Origin of the sequence: Ramlibacter alkalitolerans, from assembly GCF_016722765.1 — a bacterium.
In the GTDB taxonomy this organism is placed as follows: Bacteria; Pseudomonadota; Gammaproteobacteria; order Burkholderiales; family Burkholderiaceae_C; genus Ramlibacter; species Ramlibacter alkalitolerans.
Genome location: NZ_JAEQND010000013.1, coordinates 112,742 through 128,863, shown reverse-complemented (window position 1 = coordinate 128,863; position 16,122 = coordinate 112,742). Strand labels below are relative to the sequence as shown.

The 16,122-nt window shown below is 64.5% G+C and carries 17 protein-coding genes; 7 read left to right on the top strand and 10 right to left on the bottom strand.

All coding sequences use genetic code 11. The features are described from left to right. Positions 1-89: 89 nt before the first annotated feature. From JI746_RS22045 to JI746_RS22030, 4 genes are all read left to right on the top strand, one after another. Positions 90-506: a hypothetical protein gene (locus JI746_RS22045; RefSeq protein WP_201692437.1), complete on the top strand. Its 417-nt coding sequence runs from the start codon at positions 90-92 to the stop codon at positions 504-506. A 2-nt stretch (positions 507-508) separates the two neighbouring features. Beyond that, entirely contained in the window at positions 509-1,432 is a 924-nt protein-coding gene (locus tag JI746_RS22040) for a ParB/RepB/Spo0J family partition protein (protein ID WP_201692436.1), read from the top strand. Between the two features lie 12 nt (positions 1,433-1,444). Further along, on the top strand, positions 1,445-1,681 hold the full coding sequence (locus tag JI746_RS22035) for a hypothetical protein (protein ID WP_201692435.1): 237 nt from the start codon (positions 1,445-1,447) through the stop codon (positions 1,679-1,681). A 1,002-nt stretch (positions 1,682-2,683) separates the two neighbouring features. Further along, positions 2,684-2,929 carry a hypothetical protein gene (locus JI746_RS22030; protein ID WP_201692434.1) on the top strand — a complete coding sequence of 82 codons (246 nt, stop codon included), beginning with the start codon at positions 2,684-2,686 and terminating at the stop codon, positions 2,927-2,929. Here the strand turns inward: JI746_RS22030 and JI746_RS22025 are convergent. Genes JI746_RS22025 through parA form a run of 3 tightly spaced genes read right to left on the bottom strand, consistent with a single transcriptional unit; the run spans position 2,895 to position 4,724 of the window. After that, positions 2,895-3,854, bottom strand: a complete 960-nt coding sequence (locus tag JI746_RS22025) for a replication protein RepA (RefSeq protein ID WP_201692433.1) — start codon at positions 3,852-3,854, stop codon at positions 2,895-2,897. The two genes, JI746_RS22030 and JI746_RS22025, sit on opposite strands and share 35 nt — an antisense overlap. Beyond that, positions 3,832-4,053 carry a hypothetical protein gene (locus tag JI746_RS22020; protein WP_201692432.1) on the bottom strand — a complete coding sequence of 74 codons (222 nt, stop codon included), beginning with the start codon at positions 4,051-4,053 and terminating at the stop codon, positions 3,832-3,834. Before JI746_RS22020 ends, JI746_RS22025 begins: the two co-directional genes overlap by 23 nt. Then, complete coding sequence (gene parA / locus JI746_RS22015; protein WP_201692431.1) at positions 4,050-4,724, bottom strand: ParA family partition ATPase; 675 nt, start codon at positions 4,722-4,724, stop codon at positions 4,050-4,052. The genes JI746_RS22020 and parA overlap by 4 nt, the downstream gene beginning before the upstream one ends. A 231-nt stretch (positions 4,725-4,955) precedes the next feature. On the opposite strand from parA, the gene JI746_RS22010 reads away from it, so the two are divergent. The 3 genes from JI746_RS22010 (at position 4,956) to JI746_RS22000 (ending at position 8,085) form a co-directional block, all read left to right on the top strand. Continuing rightward, a complete protein-coding gene (locus JI746_RS22010; RefSeq protein WP_201692430.1) occupies positions 4,956-5,636 on the top strand; it encodes a 1-acyl-sn-glycerol-3-phosphate acyltransferase in 681 nt (226 codons plus the stop codon). 131 nt (positions 5,637-5,767) lie between these two features. Then, entirely contained in the window at positions 5,768-6,967 is a 1,200-nt protein-coding gene (locus JI746_RS22005) for a hypothetical protein (protein ID WP_201692429.1), read from the top strand. Positions 6,968-7,122: 155 nt separating this feature from the next. After that, positions 7,123-8,085 carry a hypothetical protein gene (locus JI746_RS22000; protein ID WP_201692428.1) on the top strand — a complete coding sequence of 321 codons (963 nt, stop codon included), beginning with the start codon at positions 7,123-7,125 and terminating at the stop codon, positions 8,083-8,085. Between the two features lie 43 nt (positions 8,086-8,128). Here JI746_RS22000 and JI746_RS21995 read toward each other — a convergent pair whose 3' ends face one another. The 7 genes from JI746_RS21995 to JI746_RS21965 all read right to left on the bottom strand — a co-directional run bounded on the left by JI746_RS21995 (position 8,129) and on the right by JI746_RS21965 (position 15,862). Beyond that, the gene (locus tag JI746_RS21995) at positions 8,129-10,177 is read right to left on the bottom strand and encodes a filamentous hemagglutinin N-terminal domain-containing protein (protein WP_201692427.1); all 2,049 of its coding nucleotides are present in this window, start codon (positions 10,175-10,177) and stop codon (positions 8,129-8,131) included. Between the two features lie 11 nt (positions 10,178-10,188). Beyond that, entirely contained in the window at positions 10,189-11,709 is a 1,521-nt protein-coding gene (locus tag JI746_RS21990) for a ShlB/FhaC/HecB family protein (protein ID WP_201692426.1), read from the bottom strand. Positions 11,710-11,789: 80 nt separating this feature from the next. Continuing rightward, positions 11,790-12,116: a hypothetical protein gene (locus JI746_RS21985; RefSeq protein ID WP_201692425.1), complete on the bottom strand. Its 327-nt coding sequence runs from the start codon at positions 12,114-12,116 to the stop codon at positions 11,790-11,792. An 11-nt stretch (positions 12,117-12,127) separates the two neighbouring features. After that, positions 12,128-12,691 (bottom strand): conjugative transfer signal peptidase TraF, encoded by a 564-nt coding sequence (gene traF / locus JI746_RS21980; RefSeq protein WP_201692424.1) that lies wholly within the window; start codon positions 12,689-12,691, stop codon positions 12,128-12,130. A 110-nt stretch (positions 12,692-12,801) separates the two neighbouring features. Continuing rightward, entirely contained in the window at positions 12,802-13,305 is a 504-nt protein-coding gene (locus tag JI746_RS21975; RefSeq protein WP_201692423.1) for a hypothetical protein, read from the bottom strand. An 87-nt stretch (positions 13,306-13,392) separates the two neighbouring features. Then, positions 13,393-15,375: a type IV secretory system conjugative DNA transfer family protein gene (locus JI746_RS21970; RefSeq protein WP_201692422.1), complete on the bottom strand. Its 1,983-nt coding sequence runs from the start codon at positions 15,373-15,375 to the stop codon at positions 13,393-13,395. 19 nt (positions 15,376-15,394) lie between these two features. After that, positions 15,395-15,862 (bottom strand): hypothetical protein, encoded by a 468-nt coding sequence (locus JI746_RS21965; protein WP_201692421.1) that lies wholly within the window; start codon positions 15,860-15,862, stop codon positions 15,395-15,397. Positions 15,863-16,122 lie beyond the last annotated feature (260 nt).

Here is a 16,122-nt window from a genome sequence, read left to right as displayed (position 1 = left end):
CCCCTCGCGGCCTGCAGCTTTCCCCGGGGAAAGCTTGACACCCCAAAATGGGCTCTATAGAGTGGCCGCATTTAACCTAGGAGTCGGTCTTGTCCTCACCGAGCCGGGGCGCCCCCGTGTCGGGTGAGGCGCCGCAGCGGCGAAAGCGCGGCCGCCCGCGCATCGAGCGCGACGAAGAGCTGCAGCTCAATCAGACCCGCATCCCCGAGCAGATGCGCGGGTACCTCAAAGCAATCGCCGCGTATCGCTACGACACGCTCATCAAGATGCACGAAGCAGCGTTCCGGCGTTTCCTGGAAGAAAAGCCCTATGAGCAGGGCCTTCAGTTCCGGATTCCCCGAACCGTCTCGGATACCGGCTGGGTGCAGGTGAACCTGCTGCTGCCAGAGACGCTCTCCAACCAGGTGCGCGCCGACGCGGCGCTGCTTGGCGTGAGCCTGGCCAGCTACACCTACACGGTGCTGTATTGGTGGGCGACGTACGTGTACCCGCCGCAGGCCAGCTGACCATGGCGCGCGAAATCCTCGACATCAAGGTCTCGCAGCTGCGGCCCGACCCGGACCAGCCGCGGCGCGACTTTGACGGCGCTCCGTCCAAGGAAACGACCGAAGCGCTGCGCAGCCTGGCAGAGAACATCAAAGAGAACGGTGTGCTCGAACCCCTGCTTGTGCGCAAAGGGGAAGGGCGGTGGGATTACATCATCGTCGCCGGCGAGCGCCGATGGCGGGCGTCCAAGCTGGCCGGCCTCGAGCGAGTGCCCTGCCTCGTGCAGGAAGACCGCGAGGATGACCAGCTGCGCCTGGTCAAGCAGCTGTCCGAAAACATCCAGCGCGAGGAGCTCTCTCCGCTGGACATCGCCCGCTCGCTGAAGAAGGCGCTCGACACCTTTCCAATCTCGCAGCGGCAGCTGGCCAAGTCGCTTGGCAAGCACGAGACCTGGGTCTCCCGGCACCTGCAGATGCTCGTCGCAGAGGGCCCGGCGAAGGACGCGCTCGAGCTGGGCCTCATCGACGGCTACACCACCTTCAACGCGCTGATGGCATTGCCGCCGGAGAAGCAGCAGGCGCTGCTTGCCGAGGCTCTCAGCCGCGGCGAAAAGAAGATTCCGAAGAGCGTGCTGGTGAAGGCCGCCGCCGAGGTCCAAGGTGCTGCAGAAGCGCCGGTGAAGCCGCACCTGAAGTACGGCGCGCCGTCAGTGGACTGGGAGACCGGGCGAGGGCTGCCCGCCGGGGGAGTGCCGCAGTTCAGCACCGCCCCGAAGCCCAAGGGCAAGGCCGATGCACGCGAACAGCCAGTTCTGCGCCTGGACACCCGGCTGCAGGTGGGCCAGGCCAAGCGCCTGCTGCGGATGCTCAATGAGGAAATCCCGCGAGACGAATTCTCGCTGGTGCCACGCCTCATCGAGGCCCTTCGGAACCTGCCCTCAGACTGAAAGCAGCCCACGATGCCCCACACCCCGCTTTCCATCTCCGGCACGGTCTGCCTGTCGGACGCGCAGGTGGAGCTCCTGGCCACCCTGGGGTTGGACGTGCCCACATCCATGACCGAGGAGCAGCTCGCGGGCCTGCTCGCTCAGGCCGAGGCGATTGTGGCTGCCCAGATTCCCAACGAGATGATTGCGCGCATGACGCGCCACAGCCTCAAGGAGCTGCGCAGTTCGTTTCGGCTGCCGCAGGCGTAAAGCCTCGGCCTAAAGCCGGACACACGCCCAAGACGTGACAGTTTATGCGTGCCGGGGGCGGTGTTTAGAGCCTGCGCCCGGGCTCTGCTCGACCAGGCAGGGCAGCAGGCCGGTTCTGTGACAGTTTATGCGTGAGAGCGGGCCCAGCCCCAAGGCGCGCGAGGTGCTACCAGGATGGCTGAGCCGAAATTCTTCTAGTACGCGGGCTTGGCGCTGCTCGCCTAGCGCATATCCTGTCACGCGACGGGCTCGAAGCTGGTTGTGCCGTTCTCGACAGCACCAGCTCTTACCACCGCGAGGGCGCCTAACGTGACAACTTATGCGTGCGGTTCCGACCAGCGCCGGGGCACCGGGCTTAACTACGGCGCGGCCTGGGCGCTAGCTCAGGCCCAGACCGGGCCTGGCGCTCTCGGGCGCCGCTCGGGCTGGGTGCCGGGCCCCGTTGCCCTGCGGAAGCTCCAGCAGCCGCGGAAACGGCGCTCAGGCGCTCCTGCATGGCCCAGCCGGGGATTCGACGGGTCCTAGGCTGGCCGGTTGGGTATTGCTCCTGCTCGACGTGCACCAGCCGGTTGCTTGGCCAGCTGCGGGTGGGGTGACCGTCTTCCTGCTGACGGCTGTTCTTGGACCGTCGTGTTGGCAGGGTGTCAAAACTAGGGTCCTGTGGACTTGTTCAAAGCCGCGCAGCGCCAGGTTGTCCCCTGATTTTTGGCCCTTTTCTACCGGAAACCTTTTAAAGGACTACAGGGGAAGAATACAGGAGAGGGCTGAAACCCGCGCCAGTATTGGCTCAGCGGGGAGTTCGCGTGACAGCTTATGCGCCGGGGTGTGACTCGCTATGCGCGGTTTCGGGTCTGTTTATGCGCGGCGGGCGTGCCAAGTAATGCGCTAACAACTCAGGAAAATCACAGGGTTATGCACAGGGTTTTCACAAGGGCCCCGTCGTGGCCACTGTACCACGAAGCACTGGCTTTCCCCGGCGAAATGTGCTATCATCTATTCACCATGACGAAATCGCCTCTCGCCCGTCTCGCGTCCCCTTGGCTGCTGGCCGAGTACACCATCATGAATGCCCTGATGGTCGCGACGTACCTCACCATCGTGGCCGCAACGGGCCACGAAGTGGATGTCGTGAGCTTCCTGGTCGCCTCGGTGGGCTGGTGGCTTGGCGGCCTGCGCGATTACGACGAAATCGAGGGCTGGCTGGAACGCATGGTCAAAGGTCCAGCGCGGGTTTCCCGCCGCCCGTAATCTTGCGCACGTGGGTCTTGCTTGGGGCGAGCTTCAGGCCCGCCTTTTCCGGCTCCACCAGGCAGGGATAGACCACCGTGACCTGCTTGAGCGCCTCGAGGAACCGCCGCTTGAACATGCGCACCTCGGCGTAGTCGGAGCCGAACTGCATCATCAGGCTCTCCCACGGCACCTGGGTGGGCCGGCGCAGGTAGAACATCCGGTAGGTCAGCCAGCTGTAGATGTCCAGCGCGAGAGGCGACTGGCGCAGGACTTTTAGGGCGCGTAGGTCGATGGGCACCGGGTGCTCCACCACTTCCTTGAAGAACTGCTCGCTGAGCACCACGCTGGACTGCCAGAGACCGGCCTGCTCGGGCGCCACAGGGTCCCACCAGATTGTGGCTTTGTCGCTAATCCGGAAACCGGCGTCGGCCCAGGCGTCGCGTGTCGCGTAGTTGATGCTGATGGACGAGGCGAACAGGCGCTTCATCTGCTCGCGCAGCCGCGTGATGCTGCCGTTTCGGCCGCCTGTGGGTTCCATGCCTAGCTCGCGCATGAAACCCGATAGGGTTTCACCCAGGACCACCTTGCGTTCCCGGGTGCGCACCGCCTCTGTCGACAGCCACGCCAGCAGAAGGCGCGGCACCGTGCCGTACGGATAGCCGAGGGACACCGGCTCGTTCTTCTTGTTCACCGTGTAGCCCGGGCGAATCACCAAGCTCAGGTCGCCGTTGTGGCGCCCCCATGCCGGCACGGTCTTTCCAGGGTCGCGGTGCGGGATGGTGGCCTGCACCAGCGCGCGGGCCATGTAGCCAATGGAACCGGCCTCTTGCGCGTCCACGGCCTCGATGGCCATGGCTTCCTCGAAGAGCTTCTGCGCCTTCGGGAAAAGAATCAGTCCTGCGTCTTCCGCCTCGGTGGGCTCAGCTGGATTTCTTTTCGCCATGCGCCTTGAGCTGTTCGATGACGAGGTTGCGAACGATGTCGGAGACCGTCTTGCGCTCCGACGCCGCCATGATTTTCAGCTGCGTATGGACGTCCGCCTCGAGGATGACAGACAGCCGGACTGTTTCTGGTTTATCGGCCAACTCCGACAGGGTGGGCGCGGCCTTGCCAGCACTCGGACGGGCAGCGGACAGCTTCACTTCACAGCTCCTTCTTCCTTCACGGGTTTCAGCTTCAACTCGCCTTTCAGCAGGGCGTCGACATCGCGCATGATTGCCTGGATTTCGGCAGCGGCTTCGCCATCGGGCTCGACCTCGAGGACCGTCAGGCCCTTGGCGGCGGCGTTTGCGTAGGTGACGCGCTGGACGGTGTGGCCTTCGAGCACCGGCAGCCGCAGCTCGTCGAGTGCCTCGCGGACTTCCGAGCCGATGCGCGTGCGCTTGATGACGCGACTCAGGATGAACGCTGCCTTCGGCGTGCCGAGCAGCTCCTGGCGCTGCACCAGCAGACTCACCAGGTCCGCAGTCGCCCAGACGTCGTACGGGCTGGGCTGCACGGGAATCAGCACCACGTCGGCCACCTTCACGGCGGCGGCCATGATGGCCTCGTGCCGCGGCGCGCCGTCGATGATGACGACATCCACGTCCTTCATCACCGGCTTAATGTCTCGCTCCAGGGTGGGGCGGTCCAGGCCCGCGACAGGCAGCGTCTGCTGCTCGTTCGCAGCGGCCCAGTCGCGCGCGCTGCCTTGGGGGTCGGTGTCGACCAGCAGGACTTCCTTGCCCTGGAGCTGGTAGCCCTTGGCGAGGGTGGTAGCGATGGTGGTCTTCCCACATCCACCCTTCTGCGACAACACGGCTATGACCGTCATGAGGAGTCCCTTGGTTTTGACGCGGCTGAGTATAGGTGCGGATGCACCTATAAGCAATTGAGCCGATGCTCACATGTGCGTCGACACATCGGCTGCCCGTTCCACGGGCAATCCAGCGGGAACCCGCGTAAACCCTAGCTTTTCGGCTCAACGAGAGCCGCCAGCGACCGGGTTATGCCGGATTTCTGTGGACAAGTCCGCTATACAGCGGCCCTGGCTGGTGATGCGCAGGTGCGACACACGCCGGCATCCGAGGTCAATACGGGCACGAAGCACCGCCGCAGCGAGGCGGTCGCTACACGTCTGAAAACCCCGGAGCGCACACCAATGACCCTCTCCAAAGAACGCGCACGCGCACTCTTCAAGGCGTTCTTCCGCATCGAGGAAGACCTGTCCGCCATCGGCGAGCTGCAACCCGGCACGCTGCTTGTGGCCAATCACGTCTCCTTCCTGGATGGCCTGCTCGTCGCGGCCTTCGCTCCCACGCCGTGCGTCTTCGGGGTGGATTCGGCGTTCGCCGAGCGCTCGCCCTGGAAGTGGGGCCTGCGCGCCCTGGAGAAGGCCGGCTGGGGCCGGGTGGTGGCCTTGGACACCGAGAAGCCCTTCGGCATGCGCGAGCTTGCCTGCGCGCTGAAGGAAGGTGAGACCGTGTGCCTGTTCCCGCAGGGCGCCATCCGTCGCGAACTCGACCCGGTGGTGTTCGAGCCAGGGGTGCGCCTGCTGCAGGAGCGCGCCAGGGAAGTCATCGGCGTGTACATCGGCGGGGCAGGGCAGACCCTGTTCGGCCGTTCGCTGCGGCGCGTGTCGCGTCTGAAGCGCACCCGAATCAGCCTGTCCACATTGCGCCTGGACACGGTGAGCGCCGCGGAATACTGGCTCGAGAATCGACGGCGCATGCCTATTCCAGGCTGACCCTCAAGCGCATCCTAAAAGGGGTTATTGACTCCCAGCATCGTGCATCCCACGATGCCTGCTCGAACCCAGGAGTGGTTATGGCGAGTCGACGGCTTCTACTGCGTTCAGCGATAGGCGCTTCCGTCCTCATGGGCGTCACAGGCAAACTGCCTTTCGTTCGACCAGCGGCAGCAATTCCGGTGGCGGCATGGCAGGCCGCTTCCGCTGCAGTCTCCATCATCGCTGCCTTCTCCCACAGCGGGGACGGCGGCCTGGGAGCGATGCTGAGCGCACAGATGAAAATGCTCACTGTCATCAGTTTGCAGCTGGACAAGGTGATAGCCACCCTCACCGACATTCAGAAACGGATAGTCGAACTTCCTGCGGTCATAGAACAAGAGGTAGAGCGCGGCCGCCTAAATGGTTATTACGACACCATCGTGAGCTCTACAACAGCGCTGAAGGAGCTCGGACAGGCATGGTTCGACCCCAAGACGCCCCAGACACAGAAAAACAAGCTCATTGGCGATTTCAAGAATGTTGCCGACAAGGTAAGAGATGCTCGTGGTGCGCTGCTGCGCTACCCAACGCTGGTATCCGCGGTAGCCCTACCCGTTGCCCTCGGGACGGAAGTCGCGGCCAGGCGGCTTTCTGGCGAGACTGCGCAAATTTCGCCGGCGCTGGACAGCTACGACCAAGCCATCGCCAACATACTTGACCCGCTTCGAACAGGGTCAGTAGGGCAGGTGATAGACGCGCTGCTTCAGGACCACGAAAAGACTGCGGCGGACTGTCAAAAATGGGCTGGAAGCACCTGTGTGCCCTCACCACAATCTCCCGTCGTCGTGCGGCTTCCGAGTTGCAACGCACTTGCACACTCGGACGTTTGCCAGGACTGCGGAATTGGCGGTGTCCCCGACTTGCTTCCGGTCAGAAACCAGGTCCACGCCTACTTCAGCACGCCAGTCTCAGCTACGGACAAGGGCGGGTATTACGAGATGCAATCCGGCACTGCAACCCTGCAGGCCGTTGACGAAGGGAACGCGCCGTGTCACTGGTGGTACCGGCGTGTCAAGCAAAAACTGATTGACGGCGGTGCATTGGATTCCGTTGAATACCGAGTGCTCCCCGCAGTCTCGAGCGACCCATTAGTTCCGAGCTTCTCACAGCAGGCAGCCTTGGCGGCGCAGTACTTGCCAAGCAACCTCAAGGACGCTGACGTGAATACGCTGCAGTCATATCTGGAGCAGATGAACCAGAAGCGCGCCGACTTATTCATCTACAGCAGCGCCATGCTGTTGGCACTAGAGGCCCGTAACCGAATCCTCGAAGTAAGGGGAACGCTGTGAAACTTGTGAGAGGAAGCTGGTGGGTCGGGCCGGCAAGGGCGCGTGTGGCAGTCCTCATACTCGCGAGTGCTTCGCAACCAGCGCTCGCCATAGACGGGGTGCCGGTGGTGGGAGCAACCTGCACGCCCGCGCCTACGCTCAGCGACCTCGGCATCGTGAAAGGAACGGAAGCAGCGACGCGTTGGCAGGGGGTGCAAGACAGGGCAGGAAACATCAAGGACGTACTGGACTACCTCTTCAGCAAGGCGCAGGAGAAGGCCATCACGCAGCGCATGACGGAACACTCCGTGTACGTGAAGGACCTGCTGCAGTGGACAGGCGCAAAGGGCGTGCTGGTGGCGGTGGTAATGCAATCCGACGTTGGACAACAGATGCCGCCGACCTACCTCTCATCAGAGGTAGTGGGCGCCGGCGGGTGCCCCTATGACGTGCTGGTTGCAGCGAGCCTGAAGCCCTCGGACAAGCTCTACCCTTCACCGGCGCAGGGAAGCCGTGTCGATGAGGATGCAAGCTTCTTCTTCTGGGCCACCAAGCAGTCGGACAACTTGAAATGGACGGTGCTGGCGCCGGGTTCTCGCGGCCCTCTGCTTGACCGAGCGAAGGCGGATGCGGACCTGAAGCGATTGCTAGCGGACAAGCAGCCAGTTGACGAGGCCAACCGTCTGCTCGCCCTTGCAGCAGAAACGCGCAGGCGAGCGGTGGACGACGAGGTGAAGAAGCTTACCGCGCAGGCGGCGAAGGACCTTAAAGACGTGGCTGCTCAACGCGCCGCGATACAGCAGGAGCTAAATTCCGCGCTGCACGCTGCTGACGCGGCGAAAGGGGCGACGGCCTGGATTGAGAAGGCGCAGCTTATGGTCTCCATCGGCTCACTTGCCGCCCAAGTGAATGCGATGCTGAAACCGACGGCTCCTGCGTCTACGCTGAATGCAGTGAACAGCGCGTCGGACGTGAAAGGGCTCAACGATGCAGTCACAACCTATCTCAGTGAGGTGACGAAGAAGGTCGAGTTCAAGCAGGGCCAGTTGAAGACGGTCGTCGAGACGTACGAGAAGGTCAAGGTGACTATCACCGGCGAAGCGCAGAAGGCGGGCGCGCCACCGGGAGCCTTGCCCTAGAAGCAAAGCCCCGCGATGGGGGCTTTTCTGCTTCCTAGCCGGCTTACTTCTCGTGCGGCATCTTCGGCATGCGCGCGCGGCGCACCACATCGTCATCGACGTCCACGCGAGCCCGGGAGCCGATTTGCAGCGCGCTGGGCACGCGGAACTGGGAGCCTTCCAGGCGAATCACCTTGGTGTCCGTCACCAGCTGGAACTGCACCGGGTTGGTCGTGACGCGCGGGTCCTTGGCGTATTCAGGCACGCACGCCAGCGGGTTGGCCGCGCACGGGTTCACCGGGGGCAGCTCCGGCTTTGGCGGCGTCACCACGGGCGGCGGCTCCACCGGCGGCGTCACTACCGGCGGGGGCTCCACGGGCGGTGGCGTGACAACAGGCGGCTCCACGGGCGCCGGCGGCGGCACCACCACAGGGGGCTGCACAACCGGCGGCGGGGGCTCGACCGGTGCCGGCGGTTGCACGACAACCGGCGGGGGCACGACGGCCCGTTCGCCCGCCTTGAGCGTGCCGGCCACGGAGATGTTCTTCGCGGTCACCGACAGGGTGGTGTCCACACGCTTGCCGCCGCTGGAGATGCCCGGGTCCGAGTTCACCGGGCCCAAAACGCTCGGCGAACTGACCACGGCCGCATCCTGCGCGCGCAACGTGGCCGAGTCGAAGGTGGTCTTGCCGGTGCCGTTCACGAACATCGAGCCGCCGGCTGCTTGCAGCAGCGAGGTCTTGTCGACCGAGACGGTGCCCGCACTGGCGTCGACCGAGGCCAGCTGTCCGGACACCGTGGAGTTCGCGAGTGCCACGTCGCCGGTGCTGGCCTTCAGGTTCACCGTGGCATTCACGCCGCTCACCGCGACGTTCGAGTTCACGAACGTGATGGACGGCGCCGTCAGGTTGAACGGCAGGTTGCCGGTCAGGGACACCGAGTCCAGCGTCATCGGGGCCGCCGACTTGAGGTCCACGAAGGGAGCGAGTTCGCCCACGGTGGCGTCCGCGCTCATCGTGAAGCCCTTCGCGAAGCTGCCGGTCGTGCCGAAGTTCAGGTCCAGCCACTGCCGTCCCGACAGGACCGGTGCGGATGCGAGCGAACCGAGCGCCCCGTGCACCTTCAGCCAGAGGTCCAGGTCCGTGAGGGTGCCGCCCAGGCGCAGGTCGCCCGTATGACCTTCGAGTGCGACGTTCGAAGCGCCGTTGAGCACCACCGTGGAGAGCTTGCTCGCATCGGTGTTGAACGTCTGCATGTCCGTCGCGTCGAGGAAGGCGCTGAAGTTGCTGCCGACATCGAGCGTTTGGCTGGACCCGAGGCGGTAGCTGCCCACGCCGTTCTTCGCGGTCCCGAAGTGCACCGCGCCCAGATTCGACACGTCGATGACCTGGGAGCGGAAGGACGAGTCGTTCATGCCAGCCGAGGCCGGGCCGTATTGGTCGACGAACAGACCATGGGGCAGCGTGAGGCTCTCGCCGGCGTAACCCGCAGGCGCCGCCAGGCGCACACCCGTGTTCGGGGCGCCTGCGATTTCAAAGGGGTCGGTGCCCATCGCCGGGACGTAGTTGGTCTCGGTGGGCGCCCTTGCGTCGCGAGCCGGCAGCACGATGGGCGCGCTATTGAGCTCGATGGTCACGTTGCCGTTGGCGAACGAGGCACGGCCGGCCACCAGGTACAGGGCCGTCGCGTTGTTTCCGACCCGGCCCAGGTTGGCGCCGGCATAGGCGGTGATGCCGTTCGGGTTGACCACCAGGATGGAAGCGTTGTTCGGGCCAGTGATGGTGCCCGCAAGGTTCGACATCGAGCCGGACGTGTCGACGTTGACGATGTTCTTCAGGCCAGCCGCGGTCGCGGTGCTGGTGAAGTTCACCGTGGCGTCCTGGCCGATGTTGAAGCCGCCGCCCCAGTTAATCATGGCGTTGCCGCCTTGCTGCGCGGTCACCTTCACGCCGAGAGTCGCCGGCGCCGTGTTCGAGATGGTGCCGCCACCGACGACGAAGGAGCCGCCTTGGGGCAGGGCAGTGGGGGCCGGTGCCACCTGGCCGAGAGCGCCGCCGCAGAACGCCAGCCCGATGAGGAAGGCCACGGGGGTGAGGGTCAGTTTCTTGTTCATCGTGTGCTTTCTCAGAAGACCAGGTTCAGGGACAGGTTCAGGCGGGTGCCCGGACCCGGGAAGGCCTTGTTGCCATCGATGCGCGTGGCCACCGACGCGGCGCCGCTGATGTTCTTGGTCAGCTTCACCGTGGTGCCGCCTTCGAGCGAACCGACCGTGGCACTGTCACCAGTTGCCTGCTTCACCATGCCTGCGTTGAAGGCAACGAACGGCTGCAGGGCGAGCGGCTGGCCGGACACCTCGGTGTTGAAGGTCTTGAAGCTGTACTTCACGCCGGCGGAGAAGCCGGAGTGGCCCGCATAGACACCCGTCGGGTAGCTGGAGCCGCGGTCGAGGCCGCCGATGTAGAAGGTCTCCGGGCTCGGCACGCCGCGCTTGCCCAGCTGGATGCCGGTGACGAATTGCAGGTTCGAGTCGTCCTTCTCGGACAGCGGCACGAAGATGGAGCCGTCAGCCCGCACCAGCGTGAAGGCGCGGTCGTAGAGGCCCGACAGCGGAACCATCGTGAACTCCTGCGAGCCACCGAGCCCTTGCAGCACGCCGCCAGCGACAGCGTAGGTGCTCTTGCCGTAGAACTCACCGGTGTCCCGTACGCCGGCGTAACCCGAGAAGTAGCCTAGGGACTCGTTCAGGCCGAACGAATCCATCTTCTGGTCCTGGTACACGTAGCCGAGGCGACCTTCCAGGGACGTGCGCGTGGTCAGCGGGTACTCGTAGGCGAGCTGGGTGCGCCACGTGGTGCCCTTGATGTTCAGCTCGCGGTAGGCGCCGCCCACCTTGTAGCTGCTGATGTTCGACTCGACGCCGACGATGCCGTAGGGGGTCGAGCCGGACACCTTGCCGCTGGCCGCCGCGTAGATGCCGCCCTTGCTTTCGCTGCGCACGAAGGGCAGGCCGACAGAAGCGGAGCCCTCGACGCGCAGGCCGTCGATGCTGTTCTTGACGTATGCGGTCAGCACGTCGGAGCCGGAGTAGCGCGGGCCCAGCGAGTTGTAGACGACGGTGCTGGCGAGCTTCTGCGGGTCGTTGATGGGCGCTGCCTCGGTCTTGACTTCCACGGTCCCGGCTTCCACGTTCGGCTCGCCGAAGGTGATGCGCACGCGCTTTTGCGCATCGGCCGCGTGGCGGGAAATGAGCGTGCCGAAGTGCTCCACGTCGGCGGTACGCAGCGCCTTGCGCGGCACGAAGTCCGCGTATTCACCCACGGGCGAGGCCTTCAGCTCCACCACCTGCAGGGTGCAGTCGCGCGCATCGGGCATCACGCGAACGGTGATGTACCCGGCGGCCACGTACGCGCGGGTGAGAGCGCGGCCGGCGGATTCGGCGGAGCGCTCGAAGGCACCGGGCAGCTGCTTTTGCGTCAGCACGCTGTTTCCAAGGACCTTCCAGTCGGTGCACTTGCCACCCACCAGGTCCGGGGCGTCAGCGATTTCTTCCAGCGAGAAGCTGGAGCGATACTCTTCGAGCGAGCTCGAAGCGTGTGCCGGCATGAAGATGGCGGCCAGGAGCGCCGGGAGAAGGAGTTTTTTCATCGGGTGGTCCAGTGCGAATGCGGGAGCAGTCGTTTTGACCACCGACCCCGCTCTTTATGCGTTCTGCGCAAGGCGTCGCTTCAGCGGCCAAACAGCCGGCCGAGCGCGCGAATGAGCAGCGGCTTTTTCGGCGGGGGCAGCTCACCGCGCGCCCGCGCGTCTTCGCGTTGCATCAGCAGCCAGGCGCGACGCTTGGCGAAGAACACGATGACGGGAATCAGCGCCAGGCCCCACACCCCGAAGTTCGCCACCAGCATGTAGCCGGTGAGCAGGGTCGTGGCCGCGCCCAGGCCGGCCACCAGCAGGAGCGCGCGGCGCTTGCGCGGGCTCTGCTCGTCCCAGCGGGTGCGCAGGCGCTTCAGGAGCTCTTCGCGCTTGGCGCGCTGGCGTTCGAGGAAGTTCTTCATTCGCTTTGGTCTCAAAAGAGCTGCCGCACCGGCGACAGGGAGCGCAACTGCACGGGCCCGTAGTACCGGGAGTCGAAGCTGCGGGGGTGGTTGGTGGCGATGACCCAGGCTTGGCCAGGTGCAACGACGTAGGCGCCGAAAGGGATTCGAGGCAGGGGATTGCCTTGGCGGTCCGTATCAAGGACAGCCGTCTTGGGCAGCAGGTCTCCGTTGACGCTGAGGCCCTTGGCCGAAAGCTCTACGTGGTCGCCCGGCAGTGCAGCAACCTGCTTGATGAAGGGCATGCTGGGGCCGCAGGTGCCTGGCTCGATGTGCCCGCGTTGCTTGATGGCAGCCAAGACGGGGTTCGCAAGGTCAGGGCAGAAGGAGACGAACGTGCCGCGGGCCAGCGGCTCGAACGAGCGCACGTAGACCACACCCGGAACGCTGTTGGTCGTCACCACACGCACGCCGCTCACCGCAGCAGCCCCGTAGAGGGCGCCTGCGAGCGCCACCCAAAGGGCGGCTTCACGCAGCGTCTGCCGAAGCAGTTGCTGGCGAGACGGTTTGGCGAGCGTGGCGGCGGTGTCGGTCATAGCTTGTATAGCAACAAGCAGTTAGACCGAGTGCTGCCATCCGCGTCGCGCCGGGAGAGCTCAAAAAGGAAAAGCGACCCGAAGGTCGCTTCTCGGGAGAACAGTTGGCCTTACTTCTTGGCGGGCTTGCCCGCAATCACCACTTCTCCGCGGGAGTTGTAGGTGACCTTCACGTACTCGCCTACCTGGGGCGGGTTGCTCGCGACCTTGGCGTTGTGGTTGCGGCCTTGGTACCGCATGAACACCTGCCAGCCGTCCTGCACTTGCTCGGTGCGCTCCGTGACGCGGCAGGACTCGCCCGCCTTCGTCATCGCGGCGCCAGCGTTTTCCTCAGGGGCAATGAGCTTGCCAGTGCCGTTGGCGGCCACCAGCCACTGCGGGGTGAGGGCGGCATCGTGCGGGCGCGCCGAGCGGCCGTCGCGAACGGTGTCTTCCTTGCCGGCCGGCACCGCAGCTTGCGCGGCGGCCAGGGCGCTGACTTCCTTGCACTCGCGAACTTCCTTGGTGACAGTCTCCACACGAGGCACGACGGCGAATACGAACGCGTCTTCGTCCGTGGCTTGCGCGAACGTGAGCACCGGGAGCGCGGCGATGATGAGGGCGAGCTTCTTCATTTTGCTGGTTCGGGGGCGTAGGGCAGGGTGCCGGTTCCGGTTAGACCAGAAAGGCCAGGGCGTGTTTGACGCACCCCTGCGCGCTCCTTACAGAAACTCGTTCCACTCGCCCAGCGCGCCGGCCGCCGGGGGCGCTTCGGCCTTCTTCGCGGGTTTGACAGGCGCGACGCCCAGGCCGAAGTCATCGGCGAACTCGGGCATCGGCGGGTCCGCTGCCGGCATTGCAGCCTCGGGAGCCTGGAGCTCCTCTTCCTCGAACACAGGCATGTCGCCCGCGTCCGCCTCGGTGTTGCGCGACAGCTCTTCCTGCATTGCGGTGAGGTCGTCCTCTTCGATGATGGGGATTTCGTCGAGGATGTCCACGTTGACGGCCTCGGCCGACTCTCCCATCGCCTTCGCGCGGGCGCGGGCGATGAAATCCGCGACGCTCATCATCTCCTCTTCGGGCTCCGCTTCCACGGGGCGAGCGGCCGCTTCTTCCTCGAGGTTGCGCTCCAGGAGACGGTCGGACTGCGCCGGCACCGGGTACTTGCCCTCGCCGCGGTCGTTGGCCGCGCGCTTGAGAAATTCGGGGTGCTGGTAGAAGTAGAACTTGCGGCCCCGGATTGGCTTCTGGCCCTGCTTCATGACGATGATTTCGTCCTTGTGCATCTGCAAGGCTTCCGCCGGCGTGATGAGGTCGATGAACTCCTCGCGCTGCGACATGGACGCGTTGTCCATCAGGATGCCCAGACGCTTGCCGGACACTGACGTTTCCACCGAGGTGATTTTTCGCTTCCCGCACACGTCCGAGATTTCCTTGGCCGTCTGCAGGTCGTTGGGCGAGAACATCACGCGCGTGTGGCAGTTAGCCGTGACTTCGCCGGCCTTCTCGGGGCCGTAGGTGGACTTCAAGGACTCCAGCGTTTGCAGGATGATGGTGAACTTCACCCCGTAGCCGGCAATCTTGGTCAGGGCGATTGGAATCTTGTCCAGTTTCCCGAGCGACGCGAACTCGTCCAGCATGAAAAGACAGCGGTGCTTGTACGGCCGCATCTCGCTCATGATGTAGCTGATGATTTGGGTCACCAGCAGCCGGGTGAGCGGCTTCATCCGGTCGATGTCGGGGTCCTTCACGACCAGGTACAGGTCCACCGGCTTCTCACCGTTCATGAGCGACGACAGGCGGAACTCGCTGTACTGCGTGTTTTCTGCCACCACGGGGTCGGCATAGAGCTTCAGGTTGGCCAGCGCCGACGAAATCACCGAGCCGCGCTCGCGGTCGGCCTTTGCAATCATGCGGCCGCACATTTCCTTGACCTGTGGGTGCGTCACCACGCGCTCGCCCAGCACCGTCGTTGTCCAGTAGTAGTTCGCATCGGCGGCGACGTGGCGGGTCTCGCTCATTGCGCGGAAAGCAGCGAGGGCAGGGTCGTCTTCTTCGCTCTCGCCCAGCGTCATGACGGACAGGAACCGCAGCAGCCCGCCCAGGTTCTTCTCCTGCAGCGGCACGCTGGTGCTGTACCAGATGTGGAAGATGGTTCCGGTGGTCAGGTCGATGGCGGAGTTCACCCAGTGCGCGTGCTCCCCCTCGCCGCCCTTGCCGGTGGGGTTCATGAGCATCTCGGCGATGTTCTGCACGTCAGCCACTTCCTGCGGCGTGCCCCAGCGCACTTCCTCGAGCGGGTTGTATTTCACCGAGGAGCCGTCGCCGGCGGCCGGGTCGAACTTGAGCACCGTGTGGCCCATGGCCTTGCGCCAGCCGGCCGTCATCGGCCAGAGTTCGGGCTTGGTGTCGTGCACGACGGTCGAACCCGTCCAGGTCAGCATGGTCGGCATCACGACGCCCACGCCTTTGCCGGCGCGGGTGGGGGCGACGCACAGCACGTGCGTCACGTCGTTGTCCATCAGGGCCTCGACGGACTTCGTTTCCGGGTTGAACCAGCCGCCCACGTACATGCCTTGGCCCTTCGCCAGCAGCTTCAGGTCCTTCTGGGGCTTGTCCAGCGCCATGCCCTGTTCGGCCAGCTGCTTGCGGCGCTCTTCGATGCGCTTTTGCTTGCGACGCTCGTAGAAGTATTTCTTCAGCATTGGTTTTTCCGTGAGAAGGTCAGGCGAGGGACGCCAGCTCTTTCTTGCTGGCCCACGCATCGCGTGCGAGCAGGCCTGAGAACTCCACGTCGATGTCGTCAGCCCAGTCCGAGCTGAAGGACACGTGCGACTTCACCGCCCCGAGCTTGCGTTTGATGATTCCAAGGATGACGGTCAGGCCTACGAACAGCACGACGAACCCGACAAGGAACGCATACCAGGCAGCGTCGAGAATCTGGCCCGCGGTCGGATGGGCCGAGTAGCGGAAGTGCCAGGCCATGAATGCCCACGGCGTGTAGTGCTCCTTGTCACCGGCCGTGAACGTTGCCAGAGGCACGTCCAGCGCCCGCTGAAATCCGAGCTTCCAGGCGGCCCAATACGTGACGCCCCACATCAGAAGCACGAAACCGGTCGCCAGGATGAGCGCGGTCGAGAAGTCAGCGCCTGACTTCGGCAGTTCTGTCGCTTTGGTGCTAGGGGTGGACATCGGGTGCGCTCCGCGGGTTGTTCTTTGAATAGACAACGAACAGCGCGAGTTGTGAGATGGACCGCTATACTGGTTTAGCGCCCGGCCCAAAGTTGTAACGTCTCCTGGCTTCTGCGGCCAACTACGGGCTACGTGCGACAATAACTGTTATGTCAAATAACTAATTGACGCAGGCGGCAACGCGCGGGTACTGCGCCCTTGCCCGCCAGGCCGTTCGGCAAGGAGCGAGAACGTCTACTTCTGCGCAGCGCTTCGGGAAA

Coding starts and splice junctions, on each gene's coding strand:
- JI746_RS22040 (WP_201692436.1), top strand. CDS start 509: ATGGCGCGCGAAATCCTCGACATCAAGGTCTCGCAGCTGCGGCCCGAC.
- JI746_RS22035 (WP_201692435.1), top strand. CDS start 1,445: ATGCCCCACACCCCGCTTTCCATCTCCGGCACGGTCTGCCTGTCGGAC.
- JI746_RS22030 (WP_201692434.1), top strand. CDS start 2,684: ATGACGAAATCGCCTCTCGCCCGTCTCGCGTCCCCTTGGCTGCTGGCC.
- JI746_RS22025 (WP_201692433.1), bottom strand. CDS start 3,854: ATGGCGAAAAGAAATCCAGCTGAGCCCACCGAGGCGGAAGACGCAGGA.
- parA (WP_201692431.1), bottom strand. CDS start 4,724: ATGACGGTCATAGCCGTGTTGTCGCAGAAGGGTGGATGTGGGAAGACC.
- JI746_RS22005 (WP_201692429.1), top strand. CDS start 5,768: ATGGGCGTCACAGGCAAACTGCCTTTCGTTCGACCAGCGGCAGCAATT.
- JI746_RS21995 (WP_201692427.1), bottom strand. CDS start 10,177: ATGAACAAGAAACTGACCCTCACCCCCGTGGCCTTCCTCATCGGGCTG.
- JI746_RS21990 (WP_201692426.1), bottom strand. CDS start 11,709: ATGAAAAAACTCCTTCTCCCGGCGCTCCTGGCCGCCATCTTCATGCCG.
- JI746_RS21985 (WP_201692425.1), bottom strand. CDS start 12,116: ATGAAGAACTTCCTCGAACGCCAGCGCGCCAAGCGCGAAGAGCTCCTG.
- traF (WP_201692424.1), bottom strand. CDS start 12,691: ATGACCGACACCGCCGCCACGCTCGCCAAACCGTCTCGCCAGCAACTG.
- JI746_RS21975 (WP_201692423.1), bottom strand. CDS start 13,305: ATGAAGAAGCTCGCCCTCATCATCGCCGCGCTCCCGGTGCTCACGTTC.
- JI746_RS21970 (WP_201692422.1), bottom strand. CDS start 15,375: ATGCTGAAGAAATACTTCTACGAGCGTCGCAAGCAAAAGCGCATCGAA.
- JI746_RS21965 (WP_201692421.1), bottom strand. CDS start 15,862: ATGTCCACCCCTAGCACCAAAGCGACAGAACTGCCGAAGTCAGGCGCT.